This window comes from Flavobacteriales bacterium, assembly GCA_026129465.1.
In the GTDB taxonomy this organism is placed as follows: Bacteria; Bacteroidota; Bacteroidia; order Flavobacteriales_F; family PHOS-HE28; genus PHOS-HE28.
Genome location: JAHCIA010000001.1, coordinates 1,586,817 through 1,604,684, shown reverse-complemented (window position 1 = coordinate 1,604,684; position 17,868 = coordinate 1,586,817). Strand labels below are relative to the sequence as shown.

General features: G+C 64.6%; 11 protein-coding genes. 8 read left to right on the top strand and 3 right to left on the bottom strand.

The window, feature by feature from the left end; genetic code table 11:
• The first annotated feature begins 7 nt into the window (after window positions 1–7).
• Both KIT10_06840 and KIT10_06835 read left to right on the top strand, forming a co-directional pair.
• Window positions 8–859: a DUF3347 domain-containing protein gene (locus tag KIT10_06840; protein ID MCW5898969.1), complete on the top strand. Its 852-nt coding sequence runs from the start codon at window positions 8–10 to the stop codon at window positions 857–859.
• Between the two features lie 94 nt (window positions 860–953).
• Window positions 954–3,158, top strand: coding sequence for a multicopper oxidase domain-containing protein (locus KIT10_06835; GenBank protein ID MCW5898968.1), 2,205 nt, complete (start codon window positions 954–956; stop codon window positions 3,156–3,158).
• A gap of 23 nt (window positions 3,159–3,181) precedes the next feature.
• On the opposite strand, the gene KIT10_06830 is transcribed toward KIT10_06835, so the two are convergent.
• Window positions 3,182–4,666 carry an MFS transporter gene (locus tag KIT10_06830; GenBank protein ID MCW5898967.1) on the bottom strand — a complete coding sequence of 495 codons (1,485 nt, stop codon included), beginning with the start codon at window positions 4,664–4,666 and terminating at the stop codon, window positions 3,182–3,184.
• Between the two features lie 229 nt (window positions 4,667–4,895).
• On the opposite strand from KIT10_06830, the gene KIT10_06825 reads away from it, so the two are divergent.
• From KIT10_06825 to KIT10_06815, 3 genes are read left to right on the top strand one after another with little or no spacing between them, the layout of a single operon-like run.
• Window positions 4,896–6,383 carry an aryl-sulfate sulfotransferase gene (locus tag KIT10_06825; GenBank protein MCW5898966.1) on the top strand — a complete coding sequence of 496 codons (1,488 nt, stop codon included), beginning with the start codon at window positions 4,896–4,898 and terminating at the stop codon, window positions 6,381–6,383.
• A 7-nt stretch (window positions 6,384–6,390) separates the two neighbouring features.
• Window positions 6,391–8,667, top strand: a complete 2,277-nt coding sequence (locus KIT10_06820; protein MCW5898965.1) for a CotH kinase family protein — start codon at window positions 6,391–6,393, stop codon at window positions 8,665–8,667.
• Complete coding sequence (locus tag KIT10_06815; GenBank protein MCW5898964.1) at window positions 8,664–9,875, top strand: hypothetical protein; 1,212 nt, start codon at window positions 8,664–8,666, stop codon at window positions 9,873–9,875. The genes KIT10_06820 and KIT10_06815 overlap by 4 nt, the downstream gene beginning before the upstream one ends.
• Window positions 9,876–9,952: 77 nt before the next feature.
• Here the strand turns inward: KIT10_06815 and KIT10_06810 are convergent, their stop codons facing one another.
• Window positions 9,953–12,271: a choice-of-anchor I family protein gene (locus KIT10_06810; protein MCW5898963.1), complete on the bottom strand. Its 2,319-nt coding sequence runs from the start codon at window positions 12,269–12,271 to the stop codon at window positions 9,953–9,955.
• A gap of 314 nt (window positions 12,272–12,585) precedes the next feature.
• On the opposite strand from KIT10_06810, the gene KIT10_06805 reads away from it, so the two are divergent.
• The 3 genes from KIT10_06805 (at window position 12,586) to KIT10_06795 (ending at window position 16,277) form a co-directional block, all read left to right on the top strand.
• Window positions 12,586–14,904, top strand: coding sequence for an AAA family ATPase (locus KIT10_06805; protein ID MCW5898962.1), 2,319 nt, complete (start codon window positions 12,586–12,588; stop codon window positions 14,902–14,904).
• A 250-nt stretch (window positions 14,905–15,154) separates the two neighbouring features.
• Window positions 15,155–15,346, top strand: a complete 192-nt coding sequence (locus tag KIT10_06800; protein ID MCW5898961.1) for a cold-shock protein — start codon at window positions 15,155–15,157, stop codon at window positions 15,344–15,346.
• Window positions 15,347–15,443: 97 nt separating this feature from the next.
• Window positions 15,444–16,277: a hypothetical protein gene (locus KIT10_06795; protein MCW5898960.1), complete on the top strand. Its 834-nt coding sequence runs from the start codon at window positions 15,444–15,446 to the stop codon at window positions 16,275–16,277.
• Between the two features lie 6 nt (window positions 16,278–16,283).
• Here the strand turns inward: KIT10_06795 and KIT10_06790 are convergent, their stop codons facing one another.
• Window positions 16,284–17,867 carry a DUF1501 domain-containing protein gene (locus tag KIT10_06790; protein MCW5898959.1) on the bottom strand — a complete coding sequence of 528 codons (1,584 nt, stop codon included), beginning with the start codon at window positions 17,865–17,867 and terminating at the stop codon, window positions 16,284–16,286.
• Window position 17,868: the final 1 nt, after the last annotated feature.

Genomic DNA, 17,868 nt, shown 5'->3' with positions numbered 1-17,868 from the left:
CAAGACCATGAGAACCACAGCCCTATTGGCCACCTTGTGGCTGCTGCTGCCGGGATGCAGCGCACAACTGAAGAACGCACACTCCATCACCGTCCGCATCGACGGCGACTGCCCGATGTGCGAGAAGACCATCGAGGAGGTCGCCTACGTGAAGGGCGAGGCCGAGGCCGATTGGGACGTCGATGCCAAGACGGCGCGCATCACCATCGACACCATGCGCACCACGCTGGATGCCGTGCTGCAGCGCATCGCCCACGCAGGCTACGACAACGAGCGCTACCTGGCGCCCGATGCCGCCTACGCCGCGCTGCCAGGCTGCTGCCAGTATGCGCGCAGCTTCAAACGGACGCCGCAGCAGGAGGCCGCCGCGCACGGCCATGACCACGAAGGACACGTGGCGGAGGCACCACAACCCGCGCCGCAGGCAACGACCGATCCACTGACACCGGTGTTCGATGTCTACTTCCAGCTGAAGGACGCACTTGTAGCTTCCGATGCGGCCAAGGCCAAAGCGGCGGCGCAGCAACTGGATGCCGCCGTCCGTGTGGTGGACATGGGCGCCCTCGGTGCCGATGTGCACACGGTGTGGATGCAGGAGATGGAGCTGATCGCGAACGTGGCCACGGCCATCGGCTCCGCCAAGGACCTGGAGGCGCAGCGCAAGGCCTTCCGTGAGCTTACCTCACCCATGACCAGGCTGGCGAAGGCATCGCCGGCATCCGCGCCGGTGTACCTGGACCACTGCCCCATGTACGAGGGCGGCTCCAACTGGCTGAGCCGCGACAAGGCCATCCGCAATCCCTTCTACGGCGCGCAGATGATGACCTGCGGCAGCGTGAAGGAGACCATCGCCAGGTAAACGGAGCATCGACACGAATGCCATGCCTGCTCTTCGCATGATCCGTCTGTGGTTCCACATGCTGGCGCTGCTCTTGCTGCTTGCCGGGCGCATCATGGCTCAGACCGTGCACCCCGCGCTGGGCACCTCGCGCCTGCAAGGCGGCTTCACCCCGCAGGTGACCCGCTACGACCTGGTGATCACCGACACCCTCGTGAGCTACACGGGCAAGTTGCGCAAGGCCTACGCGGTGAACGGCGGCATCCCCATGCCCACGCTCACCTTCACCGAGGGCGACACGGCGATGATCGTGGTGCGAAACGGTATGGCGAAGGAGGAGACCTCCTTGCACTGGCACGGCTTGATCCTGCCATATCACCTGGACGGCGTACCCTACCTCACCACCGCGCCCATCAAGCCCGGCGAGACGCAGGTGTACAAGTTCCCGCTGGTGCAGAGCGGCACCTACTGGTACCACTCGCACACCAACCTGCAGGAGCAGAACGGTATGCACGGCGCCTTCATCATCCACAAGCGCGAATCCCCGCCGATGCCCGAACACGTGGTGATCCTGAGCGAGTGGACCGACATGAAGCCCATGGAGGTGCACCGGCGGCTGCATATGGCCAACGACTGGAGCGCGATCAAGAAGCACCAAGTGCGGCCCGGCAGCGTACAGAGCTACAGCGATGCGATAGGACAGCGCGCATTGGGCGTGAAGCTTACCAACGAGTGGAAGCGCATGAACGCCATGGACGTGAGCGACGTGTACTACGACCTGCTCCTGGCGAACGGCAGGCCGGTGGACGAGGCCCCCCGGCTGAAGGCCGGCGACCGGGTGCGCGTACGGCTCATCAACGGCGGCGCGAGCAGTTATTTCTGGATCACCTTCGCGGGCGGGAAGATGACCGTGGTGGCCAGCGACGGCATGGACGTGGAACCCGTGGAGGTGGACCGCTTCATCATGGGCGTGGCCGAGACCTACGACATCATCGTGACCATTCCTGCGGACAGCACGGCCTACGAACTGCTCGCCACCAGCGAGGACCGCGTGCGCTCCACCTCGGTGTGGCTCGGCTCCGGCATCCGCCAGCTCGCCGCGCCTCTGCAGCCGCTGAAGTACTTCGAGGGGATGAAGATGATGAACGACATGATGCGTATGAACGGCGACCTCGACGACATGGGCATGCACATGAGCCTGCAGCAGATGGACATGAACGTGGTGATGTACCCCGAGATCACCGGTCCGAAGGAGACTTCACGGACCAGCGAGGGCGACGACCGCTACAACGGCAACGCGCTTTCCGACATCGTAACGCTGAACTACGCCATGCTTCGCTCGCCCACGCCCACCGCGCTGCCGCCCGGTCCGGTGAAGGAGCTGAAGTTCACCCTCACGGGCAACATGGACCGCTACCTCTGGGCCATCGACAACAAGACCGTGTCGGAGACCGACCGCATCCTCATCCGCAAGGGCGAGAACGTGCGCATCATCCTGCACAACAACAGCATGATGCGCCACCCCATGCACCTGCATGGCCACTTCTTCCGCGTTGTGAACGGCCAGGGCGACCACGCGCCCCTGAAGAACGTGCTGGACATCATGCCGATGGAGACCGACACCATCGAGTTCGCCGCCACCGAGGAGGGCGACTGGTTCTTCCACTGCCACATCCTCTACCACATGATGAGCGGCATGGGCCGCGTGTTCACCAACCCGCCCGCCGAGCCGAACCCCGTGCTGCCCGACGCCCGCAAGGCCTGGCGCCGCTTCCTGCGCGAGGACAAGGCCTGGCACTTCATGGCCATGAGCGACTTCGCCACGAACGGCATCGATGGCGAGGCCATGCTGATGAGCAAGCGCTGGGCCTTGCAGACCGAATGGCGCCTGGGCTACACCGAGATGCACGGCCAGGAGGTGGAGGCGCACTTCGGTCGCTACTTCGGCAAGATGCAATGGTGGTTCCCCAACATCGGCATCGACTGGCGCACCCGTGAAGGACACACGGACAGTCCGGAGGAGAACATGTTCCAGCAGCGCAACACCAAGAACAGCCGAAGCGTGGCACACATCGGCTTCCAGTACACCCTGCCCATGCTGCTGGTGCTCGATGCGCGCATCGACACGGATGGCCGGCTGCGCGCGCAACTGATGCGCCATGACATCCCCCTCACGCCGCGCCTGCGCCTCGACCTGATGGGCAACAGCGACTACGAGTACATGGCCGGCCTGAGGTATGTGCTGGACAAGACCTGGGCGGTGCGGGGGCACTACGACAGCGACATGGGCTTCGGCGTGGGGGTAGCGTTCACCTATTGAGGGCAGCAACCGGAGTGGGCTGCTCACCGCCACCCCAAGGTCCCCCCGCACAACCACCACGTCCTCCCGAAACCCAGGTCTCGCAGCAGCTGAGCGGCTTGTGCGCTGCGTCCGCCGCCCTTGGCGCATACGGTGACGATGCGCTCTCCTGGCGACCAATTGCGCGCCCGTTCAAGCAGCTCGGCCAACGGCACGTTGATCGCCTCCGGCAGGTGACCGCTGGCGTACTCCTCGGGGCTGCGCACATCCACCACGCGAACGTCCGCTTTGCCGAGCAACGGCTTCAGGTCCTCGGGCTCCAGGCACTTGCGCTCGCTGGGCATACGCAACCACACGACGATCCCGCTGAGCACCGTGACGACCCCGATGGCGAGGATGGAGGCCGTGATGCCGAATCGGTCCGCGATGAGGCCGGTAGCCAACGCGCCGATGGCATAGCCCAGGTCCCGCCAGAGGCGGAAGATGCCCACGGCCTCGCTGCGTTGCTGCGGATGCGTGTGCGCCGCGAGCACGGCCAGGAAGGTGGGATACACGAGCGCGGTGCCCAGTCCGAGCGCGGCGCTGAGCGCGATGTACGCGCCCTGTGCATGCACATAGGGAAGGGCCAGGATGGCGATCCCTTGCAGCACCATGCCGAGAATGAGCAGTGATCGGCGGTTCACATGGTCCGCCAGTTTGCCGGTGAAGAGTTGTCCCAATCCCCACACGGCAGGGTACACCGCCGCGATGGCACCGATCTGTCCGGGTCCGAAACCTTCGCTGAAGAGCAACACAGGGAGCAGGCCCCACAGCATGCCATCGTTCAGGTTGTTCACCAGGCCGGCCTGCGTCACGCTGCCCAAAGTCCGGTGCGTGAGGCTCGTTTCCAGGAACACGCGCTTCAGCTTTGGTACGATGCTCTGCGCGCTTTCGGCCGCCACGTGGTGCACGGTGTCCTTCACCCAGAGCAGCGTCATGCCCAGGCCGATCACCGCCAGCACGATCCCAACTTGGAAGGGCACCGGACGAGGTCCGTAGTGCGCGGCGAGGTAGCCCGTGAGGAAGGCCATGCCGCCAACGGCCAGGTATCCGGCGAACTCGTTGAGGCCCATGGCCAGCCCACGGTCTTGTTCGCCCACCAGGTCCATCTTCATCACCACTGTGCTGCTCCAAGCGAAGCCCTGGTGGATGCCCAGCAGGATGTTGGCCGCCACGATCCAGGCCCAGGCATCGGTGTAGATCAGCATGAAGGGAACGGGGAAGGCGAGCAGCCAGCCTGTGACGAGCAGCGCTTTGCGCCCGTAGCGCCCGGCGAGCCTGCCGGTGAAGTAGTTCGCCAGCGCCTTGCTCACCCCGAAGGCCATGATGAAGCTGAGCGCCGCCGCGTGCGAGGCGATGCCGAACTCCAGTTCAGCCAGCACCGGCAGCACCGTGCGCTCGATGCCCACCATGCCACCCACGAAGGCGTTGACGATCACCAGCAGGGTGAACTGCTTCCAGTTGCGGCGGAGACCCAGGGTCGTTCCCATCTCGTTGCCCGATGGCCTGTTGCTCCGCGAAAGTACCCCGGCTTGCACCGCCCCATCCGACGGCCTTAGGGTTCCTATCGCCGGGCAGGGTTGTTCCAAAGCTGGACCTCGATCAAACCACGGCAGGGGATATTCGTCCGACCTTGTGTCAAGGAAGTGTTAACGTGCGGTATCCCGCCGGTGAAGCTTCCGCCCTGCGAAACCTGGAACCACCCTTTCTGAATTGTACATGCGAACCCTCGCACTTGCCCTTGGTGCGCTCCTGACCCTGTGTCCGGGCCCCGCCGCGTTCAGCCAGTTCGATGGCTACGTGCTCTACAACCTCTCCAACGCCTCCATCGCCCGCCTGCGCGACCACACCACGGCGCAGGTGCACACGTGGAACTGCCCCACGAACTACAGTTACGCCATGGCGCTGAAGCCCAACGGCAACATCGTGCGCACGGCGATCAACAACGGCAACCAGATCAACAGTGCGGCGGTGAGCGGCAGGGTGCAGGAGTTGAACCCGCAGGGCCAGGTGGTCTGGGACTTCATCTACTCCACGGCCGACCATGTGACGCACCACGACATCTGCGTGATGCCCAACGGCAATGTGTTGCTGCTGGCCTATGTGAAGCGGACGCTGGCGCAGTTGCAGGCGCTGGGCTACACCGGCAACGCGGCGCGCTACCCGGGCCGCATCATCGAGATCCAACCCACGGGCAGCACCGCCCAGGTGGTGTGGCAGTGGGAGATGCAGGACCGATTCATCCAGTATGTGGACCCGAACAAGCCGAACTACATGCCCATCGCGCAGAACCCGCATCGCATGAACATCAACGTGCCGGCCACGGGCAGCGGCATCGACTGGTTCCACGAGAACGGCATCGACTACAATCCGGAGCTGGACCAGATCGTGTTCAGTTCGCGCCACGTGAACGAGATCTTCGTGATCGACCACAGCACCACCACGGCCGAGGCCGCGGGGCACACCGGCGGCAATGCGGGACGCGGCGGAGACTTCCTCTTTCGCTGGGGCAAGCCGCAGAACTACGGGGTGAACGCCCCGCAGCGGATCCCCAATGCCGTGCATGACGCCAAGTGGGTGAAACCCGGCCGGCCGATGGAGGGCTGGCTGATGTTCGTGAACAACAACATCGGCGGCAACACCACCGCCATCGACGCCATCAACCCCGAGCGCGACGGCTACAACTACCCGTGGACGCCCGGCACCGTTTGGGGCCCCGGCAACTACGGGTGGAGGCATACCTGCCTGGCCTACGCCGGCGGGCAGAGCGCGGCGGAGATCATGCCCAACGGCAACGTGTTCGTGGCGCTGAGCGGCCAGTACATGTATGAAGTGACCAGCGGCGGACAGGTGGTGTGGCAGCATGCCGATGGCCCGCAGAAAGCCTTCCGATACACCTGCGATGACCCGGGCATCTCCGCACTGCTGGGGGCCGACCCCTGCGGGCTGGGCACGGCGGTGGAGGAAGAGGCGAGCACGGGCATTTCGGTGTATCCGAACCCCACGGCGGGCGTCGTGCATATCGCTGGCATCGCTCTGGGTGAGCTGCTGTCCATCACCCTGCTGGACGCCACGGGAAGAGCGGTGCTTCGTACTGCGCCGATGACCGGCCTGGACCTGGGTGACCGACCGGATGGTATCTACCACCTGATGCTGGACCTGCGCGACGGCACGCGTCTCCACCGTACCCTGGTCCTGCAACGCTGACCGTGCCATGCGCCCATTGCTGCGGATCGTGGTGCCGGCCTTCGCCTGGCTCGCGCATGGCCTGGCCGTGCAGGCGCAACCGCCGCTCTACGACCCCGGCACGGTGCACGACATCCGGCTCTGGTTCGATGACCCGCACTGGCGCGAGACGCTTGAAAGCCTCTATGTGCAGGGCGAGAAGGGACGACTGACCGGCACGCTCTCCATCGATGGGCAGGTCTACGCCGGTGTGGGCGTGCGCTACAAGGGCTACAGCAGCGTGAGCGTGGGCCGCGCGAAGAACCCCTTCAACATCAAGCTGGACCACACCATCGCGGGGCAGGGGCACCAGGGCTTCCGCAAGCTGAAGCTCAGCAACATCACCTCCGATCCCTCCTGCCTGCGCGAAGCATTGGGCTACGAGGTGGCCAGGGACCACATGCCCGCCTCGCGCGCCAACTTCGCCACGCTGCATGTGAACGACACCCTGATCGGCCTTTACACCAATGTGGAGGCGGTGAACAAGGACTTCGTGCAGCGCTGCTGGGGCGATCGCAAGGGCAGCTTCTTCAAGGGCAACCCGCCGGTGGTCTCGCCCAGTGGCGAGAACTGCAACCTCAGCGATTCGCCCGGACCCGACAGCACGGACTACTACGGCGTGTACTCCATCGAGAGCGACCAGGGCTGGAGCCATTTGCTGGACCTCATCACCACGTTGAACCAGGACGCGGAACACGTGGACCAGGTGCTCAACGTGGACCGTGCGCTGTGGATGCACGCCTTCAACTACGCGCTGATCAACTTCGACAGCTACGTGGGCTACGCGCAGAATTACTACCTGTACCGCGATCCCAACGGCCGGTGGAACACCATTCCCTGGGACCTGAACATGTCCTTCGCGAGCTTTCGCCTCACCGACGCCTCGCTCTACTGGAACGGCTTCAGCATCGCCAACGCCATCACCATGGACCCGCTGATGCACCACAACGCGCCGTCGATCCTGCCGCGCCCGCTGATGCGCAACCTCTTCGCCGACCCGACGCATCGGCGGATGTACATCGCGCACCTGCGCACCATCATCGCGGGCTGGTTCGCCAATGGCCGTTACTACGACCGCGCCCTGGAGATGCGCGCGCTGATCGATCCGTACGTGCAGGCCGATACGAACGCCTTCTTCAGCCACCAGGAATTCCTGGACAACCTGGACCTGCCGGTGTCGGGCATCACCACCTATCCGGGCATCGCGCAATTGATGGAAGCGCGGTCCGCCTGGCTGCTGGGCTATCCCGGCTACCTGGGGCATCCGGAGATCGGTGCGCCGGTGCATGAGCCGGAGGATCTCACGGTGGGGGGGACGGTCACGATCACGGTGTCTGTTGTGGACGCGGACGAGGTGATGCTCGGTCACCGCTTCGCCGATGGCGGCGTGTTCCAGCGCCTGGCCATGCACGACGATGGCCTGCACGGCGACGGTGGTGCGGGCGATGGTGTCTACGGCATCATGCTCACGGCTTCATCCAACCTGTTGCAGTACTACATCTATGCGCAGAATGCCACGGCGGGCGCATTCCTGCCGGAGCGTGCCGAGCATGACCACTTCAGCATCCAGACGCGCATCCTTCCCGGCCACCTGGTGATCAATGAAGTGATGGCCCTCAATGGCGGCGTGGTGCTGAACGAGGACCACGAGGCGGCGGATTGGATCGAGTTGTACAACCCCGGGCCCTTCACGGTGTCCACCGCAGGATTGTACCTGTCGGACGATCCCGGCCAGTCGCAGAAATGGGCGCTGCCGCAGCGCACGCTCATCCCAGGCGAATTCATGATCGTCTGGGCCGATGAGCGCGACGATCTCGGCGGCCACCACGCCAACTTCAAACTCGGTGCGCAGGGCGAGACCCTCACGCTGGCCTACGACGCCGACGCGATCATCGACGAGATCGTCTTCGGCGTGCAATACCCCATCAGCACCACCGGCCGCTACCCCAACGGCACCGGGCCTTTCCGCGAGTTGCCGCCCACCTTCAACGCCGTGAACACCATCGGCCTGAAGGACAACGTGGACCGCCGCCTGCTGCTCTACCCCAACCCGGCCACCACGGAACTCAACGCCATAGTGCGGATGACGCCACCGCTGGAGACCCAGGTGTTCGGCACCGATGGCCGCGCCATGGGCGCACCGGTGACGCACGCCACGAACGAACGCATCCGCTTCGCCACCCACGGCTTCGCCGCCGGCCATTACGTGCTGCGTGTGCGCAGCGCCGATGGCGACCTCCATGAACCCTTCATCATCATCGAATGAGAACCACCACGACCCTCCTCGCCGCGCTCTTCGCCATCGCGGCCCATGCGCAGACCATCACCACCTGGACCACCCAGGACGGACTGCCCTCCAACGACCTGCGTGATGTGGCCATCGGCCCCGACGGCAAGGTGTGGATCGCCACCAGCCAGGGCGTGGCCGTCTTCGATGGCTCCTCCTTCACCGTGCACAACACCACTTCGCATCCCGGGCTGGCGGACAATGACACCTACGCCGTGGAGGTGGTCTCCAACGGCACGGCCTGGGTGGGCACCGACTTCGGGCTGAGTTTCTTCGACAGCGGCGTCTACCAGACCTACACCACCGCCAATGGGCTTGGCGGCAACGAGGTGAAGGACGTGAAGGTGGCGCCCAACGGCGACGTGTGGATCGCCACGAGCAATGGCGCCTCGCGATTCATCGGAGGCGGTTTCACCGCGTTCGGCCCGCCCGATATCCCCTTCGGTGGTGCCCGCCATGTGGCCTTCTCCGGAACCGATGTGCTCATCAGCAGTGGGCTGGGCGGCATGATCGTGTACAACGGAACGGGCTTCACGGCGGTGACCACCGCGCAAGGGCTCCTTTCCAACCGCCTTCGGGCGATAGCGGTGGATGGCCAGCAGCACCGTTGGGTGGCCACCGACGAAGGCATCAGCCTGATGAGCAGCGACAACACGCATATCGCGGACCATGCGCATGTGTTCCTGCTTCCACCGCCGGATGAATTGAATCCGATCACCGATGTGGACATCGACGGCCAGGGACGCATCTGGGCCGCTGTGTATGTGGACTATCTGGTGACCGAGGGCGGCGTAAGCTGGTTCAACGGGGTCGCCTGGACCCAGATCGAGACCAGCGATGGGCTCGCGGGTCCCAACGTGCGCCGCCTCGCGATCGACCAGGACGACAACGTGTGGGTGGCCACCAGCACCGGATTGTCACGTATCAGTGGCGTGGAGATCGGCATGGGCGAAATAGCCCAAGGCGAAGGGTTCCGGTTGTATCCGAACCCGGCGAGCGACCAGGTGGTGGTGCAGGCGGATGGGCTGCGCGGACAATGGGCCGAGCTGCGCGATGCTTCCGGACGGATGTTGCGCCACGCATGGATCGCGTCCGATCGCGAAACCCTCGATGTCTCCGGCCTGCCGGATGGACCGTACGTGATGCGCATCGGTGGTGCGGCGCGGCGATTCGTGGTGGCGCACTGAGACCCGGCACGGTATCGATGGAACGAAAGCGGCGGCCATGAGCATGGCCGCCGCTGGGCGTTCGTAAGGACCGCTGGTCAGCGCATCACCACGAAGGGCTTCGTTTCCTGTTCCATTCCGCTGGTCATCCGCATGAGGTACATGCCGGGCCGCAAGCCGGTGATGTCCAACACTTCGATGTGACGGCCTTCCTCCGCCGAAGTGGTCCGTTCGATCAACAGGCGGCCGGTGGGGTCGATCAGCTCCAACCTTACCTGGCCGGCCTCCTGCAGGAGGAGTTCCACGTGCAGGCGGTCATTGGCGGGATTGGGATACATACCGAAGGTGGCCGGTGCTATCGATGTTTCTGTGAGCAGTGATGCCAGGTCCTTGGGTTGTGCCGGCTGGAAGAAGTAGATGCCTGGGATGGGGTCCTGGTGGATCCCATCGGCTCGCGCCCAGGCCACACTCACATGGTCGGGGCCATTGGCTTCGCGGTGTGTGGCATAGAGGTAGCGCAGTTCACCGGCCTCGAGCCAGATGGCCGCGGAGGACTGCTGTGCGAACTGCGTGTAGACATGCGGCGGCACCGGAGCGGGGCAGCGCGCGATGGCCGGTCCGTTCACCGGGGTGGTGCCGGGGCTCAGGTAGAGCTCGGCACGGTGGTCGGCCGAGATGAAGAAGCGGTAGTAACCGCTCACCGGCGGGCAGATGAGGCCGCCCAGCGTGGCGGTGAAGTGGTCCCCGTCGTTCTGCGGGGCTTCGAAACTGGCCAGTTGCGTGGTGGTCACCGGGCCGTTGCCGTTCTGTTGGCGCACGCGTGTGATGCCATCGCCCGGCTCGCAGTACAACAGGTCCACCTGGAAGATGGTCACCGTGCCCGATACTTCGTTGGCGCTGATGAGCAGCATCTCACCATTGGGGCTTTGGTCCGCATGGACGAAGCGCAGGCATTCCACACCGGAGTCCAGGCCCTCAGGGCTCAATGGGCTGGCGCCGAAGTTCCGGTTGTTCACATAGTCCAGATACTGGGCGTTGGTGGGGTCGGTGACATCATAGACCATGATGCCGCCGATGCGTTCGAGACCGATGAAGGCATAGTGGCGTCCGTCGATCAGGGCCACCTCCACGGCCTCGGGCTCCGGTCCCTTGTCGTCGCTTCGGTTGTCGAAGTTGTTGTTGCTGTTGCTCGCGTTGAAGCGCGTGGGGTAGCGCTGGGCAGTGATCCGCTCGAAGTCCTCCCCGCTGTCGTAGAGCAGCTCACCTGCGGCGTTGCGGATGCTGAAGGAACGTGCGCCCAGGACGTGGATCTCCTCGAATAGGCCATCGCCATCGAGGTCGCCCGATGCGCGTGATGCGGTGAGCCTGCCGAGGTTGGCGTTCTGTTTCAGATCAGCGGCATTGGGGAACACATCGGGATCGAGTTGGTATCCCGCGTTGCCGATGCGGCGACCTTCTTCATAACCCGGCCAGTCGTCCCTTGCGTCGCCCTCATTGGCGTAGATCACATAGGGTTCGCCGTTCACCGTGTAGCAGGCGATCGCGTCGGGCATGTACAGTCCTTTGACCGGCCAGTTGGCGATGTTGATCATGCCGTCCTGGTCGCTCGCGTCCAGGCCATTCCCCGGCAGGCTGTGGTCCTTCATGCCCAGCGAGGTGATGGAGACGATCGTGTTCGTGTTCAGGTCGATGCGCACCACGGCGTTGTTCTCCTGGCACACCACGAAGGCCGTCTGCGAGTCCGCACTCACCGCGATGTACTCCGGCTCCATGTCCTGCGCCACCGATGCGTTGGGACCGAAGATCCTCACGCCAGGCAGCATCTCCGGGGTGTAGCCCTCGAAACCGATCGTGGTCACCTGGGCTTGCGAGAGAGATGCGATCCCTCCGTTGATATCGATGATGCTGATGCTTCCCTCGGGGTCGATGCCGTCCAGGTAGCTGATCGGCTCGCCCTCATTGGCCACCAGCAGCTTGGTGCCATCGGGGGTCCTGGTGATCATGTCCGGCAATGCGCCTACGGTGAGCTGGTTCAGGAAATTCCCATTCAGGTCAAGGAACACAACGCTCCCGTTGTCGGTCTTCACGAAAGCCTCACAGGCAATGGCGATGGCGCCATCGATCACCACCACACTGTTCGCACCGCCTCCGTATGGCGACATGTCCATGGTGAAAAGCAGTGTGGGGTTGGACGGGTCGGAGATATCGATCGCATCCACACTGTTGGCCGCGGCATTGGTGGAGAATACGCGACGGGTGCCGGGGTCGTAATCCACGATCTCGGCGGCGCTTTCGCCGTAGAGGCCTGTCTGGTAGGTGCCGATCGGTGTGATCCGGAGGGTCTGGGCATGCGAGGCGATGGCCAAGGCCAGCCCCGAGGCCAGCGCCCCAAGTCGCAGGGTAGTGAGATTCTTCATCGGGTTCGGTTTGTTTTTCCAGGGGCCAAAAGTCCCTGGGTCGTATTTCCCGATCCGGATGCTTGGTTGAACGTTCGGTCAAATCATCGCGACTTTCATGTGTACTGCATGTGTCATCCATGTTGCACTCCCGACACATATCTTTCCTTCCGTGCCGGTGACGATCATGTCGTCAACCACCGGAGCCGTTCTTCGCGCTTCACCTTGTCATGTCCTCCGATGCTTCCGTAGTCCACCCACTTCCAACGCCTCAACCACCACCAGAAGCGATCTTGCGCCCTGATATGGACGCGCACGATCACGTGGAGACCGAAATGGCCGCCCTGGCCGCGCGCTTCGTCAACAGCACGGCGCGCAATGTCTTCCTCACCGGCAAGGCCGGCACCGGCAAGACCACCTTCCTGCACCGCCTCGCCGCGCACACGCACAAGCGCCATGTGATCGTGGCGCCCACCGGCATCGCGGCGCTCAACGCGGGCGGTGTCACCGTGCACAGCCAGTTCCTGCTGCCCTTCGGGTCCTTCGTGCCGGAGAAGCGCCTGCCACCCGACATCGGCGAGTATGGCGCCTTCACCGACCGCGATACGCTGAACCGCCGCCATCCGCTCAACGCCCTGCGCCGCCATGTGCTGCGCGCGCTGGACCTGCTGATCATCGACGAGGTGAGCATGCTGCGCGCCGACCTGCTGGACGCCATCGACCACCGCCTGCGCAGTGTGCGCCAGCGCTGGGACCGTCCCTTCGGCGGCGTGCAGGTGCTCTTCATCGGCGACCTCTACCAGCTGCCACCCATTGTGAAGGACGAGGAGTGGAGCGTGATGCGCCGCTACTACGACAGCATGCACTTCTTCGAGGCCCACGCGCTGAAGGAGAGCGGCTACGCGCACATCGAACTGGACAAGATCTTCCGCCAGCAGGACGAGCGCTTCATCGCCCTGCTCAACCACCTGCGCGAGAACACGGTGACGCAGGCCGATGTGGACGCGCTGAACGAGCACTACCAGCCGCGGCTCGCCGAGGACGCCAGCGACGGCGTCATCACCCTCACCACGCACAACCGCACGGCCGATGAGCTGAACCAACGCGCGCTGGAGAAGCTGCCCGGCCGGGTGCATCGCTTCGAGGCCGACATCGAAGGTGATTTCCCCGAGAGCATGTTCCCCGTGCTGCGCGAGCTGGCCTTGAAGGAGGGCGCGCAGATCATGTTCACCCGCAACGACCCCGAGAAGGCCTACTTCAACGGCAAGCTGGCGCGTGTGGAAACGATCGCCGAAGGCAGGATCAAGGTGCGCATGATCGATGGCGACACCCCCTACGTGCTGAAACGCGAGACCTGGGAGAACAAACGCTACGAGATCGACCAGACGACCAAGGAGCAGCAGGAGCGCATCCTGGGCACCTTCGAGCAATACCCCGTGAAGCTGGCCTGGGCCATCACCGTGCACAAGAGCCAGGGCCTCACCTTCGACAAGGCCATCATCGACGTGGGCCGCGCCTTCGCACCGGGACAGGTGTATGTGGCATTGTCGCGGCTGCGTTCGCTGGAGGGGCTCATCCTGCGCACCCGCATCGAACCCGCCGTGGTGAGCACCGACCGGGAGGTGGTGGCCTTCAGCGAACGGCGCCACGCGCAGCAGCCGCTGCCCGAGCAGTTGCAGGAGTACCAGCGCCGTTTTCTGCACGACATGCTGGTGAGCACCTTCGACCTGGGCGACCTGCTGCAACGCGCCGATCACATCCAGAAGGACCACGACGAGGTATCGGCCTTCGAGGACGAGGGCATGAAGACCGCCCTGCAACGGTTCCGCGACCGGCTGCGCACCGAGGAGGACAACACGCGCAAGTTCCAGGGGCAGTTGATGCGGCTGTTGCAGCAGGATGAACGCCCGGTGCTGCTGGAGCGCATCGCCAGGGGCGCCGACTACTATGGCGGCTTCTTGAAGGATGCCATGAAGGACCTGCTGCGGCACCTGGCACAGGTGGACCTCCTTACGCGCACCAAGCAGTACGGCGATGCGCTGCGCGAACTGGACGGCATGCTGGTGAAGAAGATCGCCACCATCGCCAAGGCGGTGCATGTCACCACCTGCATCCTGGAAAGCCGGGAGGTGACGCGCGACGCGGAACAGGAGCGGAAGCTCGGGGCCGAGCGCAGCGCCATTGTGGAGGAAGTGAAGGCCTGGGTGGCGGAGCATGCGCCGGCCAGCGCGCTGAAGAGTGGCCGCCGACGGAAGCGCGATGAGGCGTGGGACCCCTCGGATGCGGACGAGCACGTGGAACCTGGCCTTTCACGCAGGAAGAAGCGCAAGGCCGCCGGAGAGCCCAAGCCGCCGAAGATCAAGGGCGAGACCTACCTGAAGACCTACGCGCTGATCAAGAACGGCATGCAGCTGGACGAGGTGGCCAGGGAACGGGGCCTGTCGCTGGGCACGATCGAAGGCCATGCGGCGCGCGGCATCGGCGAGGGCATCCTGGAGATCGACGCGTTGCTGCCAGCCGCGGACCGCGACGCCATCGCCGAGTGGATCCGCGAACACCCCGGCAAGAACAGTGGCGAGATCCGTGCGCATTTCGGCGACAAGTTCTCCTACGGCAAGGTGCGCATGGTGCAGGCGTGGTTGGCGAATGTGTGAAGCGGGGCGGCAACGGTCATACCCTGCACATGCGGCGTTTCCAGCCGTACATCGGGCACAGGCAGGCCGCATGCCGAGGGCGACGGGATCCTACAGAGACTCCGGCCCCTCGAACTCCCCACAATATTCGGCTGGGGCCTCCACTTCCAGCGATATTCCACCCCGATCGTCGGCATCGGCTGCGAATTGGCCTACCTTGCGCCCCCGCCATCGGTGCTTTTGCCGGTGGCAACCAATACACTACAGTACAATGGCAAGTGGTACAGTGAAGTTCTTCAACAACGAGAAGGGCTTCGGATTCATCGTCCCGGATGCGGGCGGCAAGGACATCTTCGTACACAAGACCGGCACGCGCGAAGCCCTCTGGGAAGGCGACAAGGTCAACTACGAAGTGGAAGAGACCCCCAAGGGCTCCAACGCGATCAACGTAACGAAGGCCTGAGCGCCACACGATACTTTGGTAATGGGAAGCCGGTCCGCAAGGGCCGGCTTCCGCATTTCAGGGATGTTGCGCAACTTCGGGTGTCAAGCCCCGCACCATGGAACGCGACATCCACGCCCCCGACGCGCAGGGCTTCATTCCCGGCGTATACAACTACTGCGACCGCCTGTGCGAGCGGTGCCGCTTCGTGCGGCAGTGCCGCGTGGGCATCGCGGAGATGGATGATGTGGGCACGCCCGATGCGCCCATCGGGGGTGGCGCCGCCGAGGACCTGCGCAAGCGCCTGGAGGAGTTGATGGGCCTCACCCCCGAGGATGTGGAGCGCGACGCCGGGAAGGAGGATGATGCGGACGATGCGGAGGGCCTCGGGTCGGACTTCGACCCTGCCGACCTGGAGCCCGACCCGGCATGGGAGAAGCGGATGGAGGAGAAGCGCCGCCAGACCGACGCGCATCCCCTTTCGCACCGCTCGCACACCTACATGGAACTGGTGCATGAATGGCTCGAAGCGCACGCCGAGGAATTCAAGCGCAAGGGGCTGGACATGTACAAGCGGCCGGAGATCACCCTGCCGGTGGGGGCGCACACGCCCGAGATGATCGTGCTGCGCGAGGCGATCCACGAGATCGGCTGGTTCCACACCATGCTGCACGTGAAATGCCGGCGCGCCGTGCAGGGCAAGCTGGAGGACGGCGACTGGGACGACGACCCGCACCAGAGCGACTGGAACGGCACGGCCAAGCTCGCCCTCCACATCGTGGACCGCTGCCAGGTGGCCTGGGACATGGTCGCTGAGATGATGCCCGAAGAGGCCGGCGAAGCGGATACCTCCAGGGAGTTGCTCAAGCGCATCGGCGAAGGGCTGAAGCAGGAATTCCCCGATGCGGACCGGTTCATCCGCGCGGGCTTCGACGCGCCGCGCCAGCCTTGACGCCGCTCAGCGCACCTTGATCGCGCTGCGCACCTGCTGGCGGCTTTCGTTCTGCAGCCGCACGTAGTAGCGCCCGGCGGGCAGTTCGCCCAGATCGGTATCCAGCAGGTGCCGGCCGGCGGGCATGGTGGCGTTCAGCAGGGTGCGCAGCAATTGCCCCTGCTCGTTGAAGACCTGCACCAACACATAGCCGCCATGGCTGGTATAGCGCAGCGTGATCCGTTCCACGAAGGGATTGGGATACACCAGCAGCAGTTCCTCGCCCGCCACCTGGTTGGCCTGGTGGATGCCGGTGGAGAGACAGCCCGCGGGATCGATCAGCGTAAGCGGTTGCAGGTCGCTCAGCAGCACCTGTTGCACCTCGCTTTGCGTCAGGCAGAACCAGTCGCGCAGCACCGAGGCGTACACGCTTCGGAAATCGTACTGCATGGCCAGGTTGGTCTGCACGTTCGCGTTGGGCGGTATCTCGGGATTGTCGCCCAGCATGCCGGGCAGCACCTTGGTGCCGAAGAGGAACATGGGCAGCGCGCTGCCGTGGTCGGTGCCCAGGGAGGCGTTGCTGATGATGCGCCGCCCGAATTCGCTGAAGGTCATGCCCAGCACGCGTTCCTCCAGGCCCAGCAGGTGCAGGTCGTCCTGGAAGGCGTGGATGGCGTCGCTCAGCCCCTGCAGCAGGTTGGCGTGCGCGCCCAGCACGGGGTTGCCGGCCACCACCTGCAGCGCGTGCGTGTCGAAACCGTTCATGCTCACCCAGTAGATGCGCGTCTTCAGTCCGCCGCAGATCAGTTGCGCCACGATCTTCAGCGCCTGTGCCAGTTGCGCGCCCGGCGCATTGCCGGTGGGGTAGAGGGTGCTCATGTTGCAGCCGTCCACCGCCGCCGCGTTGATGGCGCTGCCGTACAAGCTGGATTGCTGCTGCACGGTGCGGATGTAGGCCAGCTTGTCGCCGCTGCAATCGTCCGTGGCGGGATCGATGTAGATGTTGCTGGCCAGGTTCACGGGGTTGTCCGTGTTGTTGATGGCCACGGCCATGTTCACGCCCATGTGCTGCAGCCCCGGCCCGATGGCGCCGCCCACGCGGATCGCCAGGGGGTGCGGCATCTCCGCGTTGGGGTAGCCCGCCGGATAATTGGGATACTCGTGGTGCAGGTAGCGGCCCGTCCATCCGCTGTTGAGCACCTGCTGGCTGCCGGAGGCAGTTTCCCAGATGTCGGTGGCGCGGAAGTGGCTGAAGTCCGGCTCGGGGTAGCTCACGCCCTGCACAATGGCCAGCTTGCCATCCTCCCACAGGTCGCGCATGCCGCCCATGGCGGGGTGCAGGCCCGTGGCGCCGCCCAGCCCGCTCAGCGGCAGCACGGCACCTTCGGGAATGAGCAATTGCGGACGCGCTGTGCTGAGGTTGCCGTACTGGTCCAGCGGTATCACGGTGTTCAATCCGTCGTTGCCGCCGAAGAGCTGCACGATCACCAGCACGCGGTCGGTGTCGCCACGCGCGGCCAGGGCCGCCAGCAGCGGGTTGCTCATGGCGCGCAGGGTGAAGCCGCCCACGGTGGCCACCGATGCGCTCTGCAGGAATCGTCTTCTGTCCATG

Bases quoted from the DNA above. Each gene is read 5' to 3' on its own strand.
- KIT10_06840 (MCW5898969.1), top strand. From the start codon at position 8: ATGAGAACCACAGCCCTATTGGCCACCTTGTGGCTGCTGCTGCCGGGA.
- KIT10_06835 (MCW5898968.1), top strand. From the start codon at position 954: ATGGCTCAGACCGTGCACCCCGCGCTGGGCACCTCGCGCCTGCAAGGC.
- KIT10_06830 (MCW5898967.1), bottom strand. From the start codon at position 4,666: ATGGGAACGACCCTGGGTCTCCGCCGCAACTGGAAGCAGTTCACCCTG.
- KIT10_06825 (MCW5898966.1), top strand. From the start codon at position 4,896: ATGCGAACCCTCGCACTTGCCCTTGGTGCGCTCCTGACCCTGTGTCCG.
- KIT10_06820 (MCW5898965.1), top strand. From the start codon at position 6,391: ATGCGCCCATTGCTGCGGATCGTGGTGCCGGCCTTCGCCTGGCTCGCG.
- KIT10_06815 (MCW5898964.1), top strand. From the start codon at position 8,664: ATGAGAACCACCACGACCCTCCTCGCCGCGCTCTTCGCCATCGCGGCC.
- KIT10_06810 (MCW5898963.1), bottom strand. From the start codon at position 12,271: ATGAAGAATCTCACTACCCTGCGACTTGGGGCGCTGGCCTCGGGGCTG.
- KIT10_06805 (MCW5898962.1), top strand. From the start codon at position 12,586: ATGGCCGCCCTGGCCGCGCGCTTCGTCAACAGCACGGCGCGCAATGTC.
- KIT10_06800 (MCW5898961.1), top strand. From the start codon at position 15,155: ATGGCAAGTGGTACAGTGAAGTTCTTCAACAACGAGAAGGGCTTCGGA.
- KIT10_06795 (MCW5898960.1), top strand. From the start codon at position 15,444: ATGGAACGCGACATCCACGCCCCCGACGCGCAGGGCTTCATTCCCGGC.
- KIT10_06790 (MCW5898959.1), bottom strand. From the start codon at position 17,867: ATGGACAGAAGACGATTCCTGCAGAGCGCATCGGTGGCCACCGTGGGC.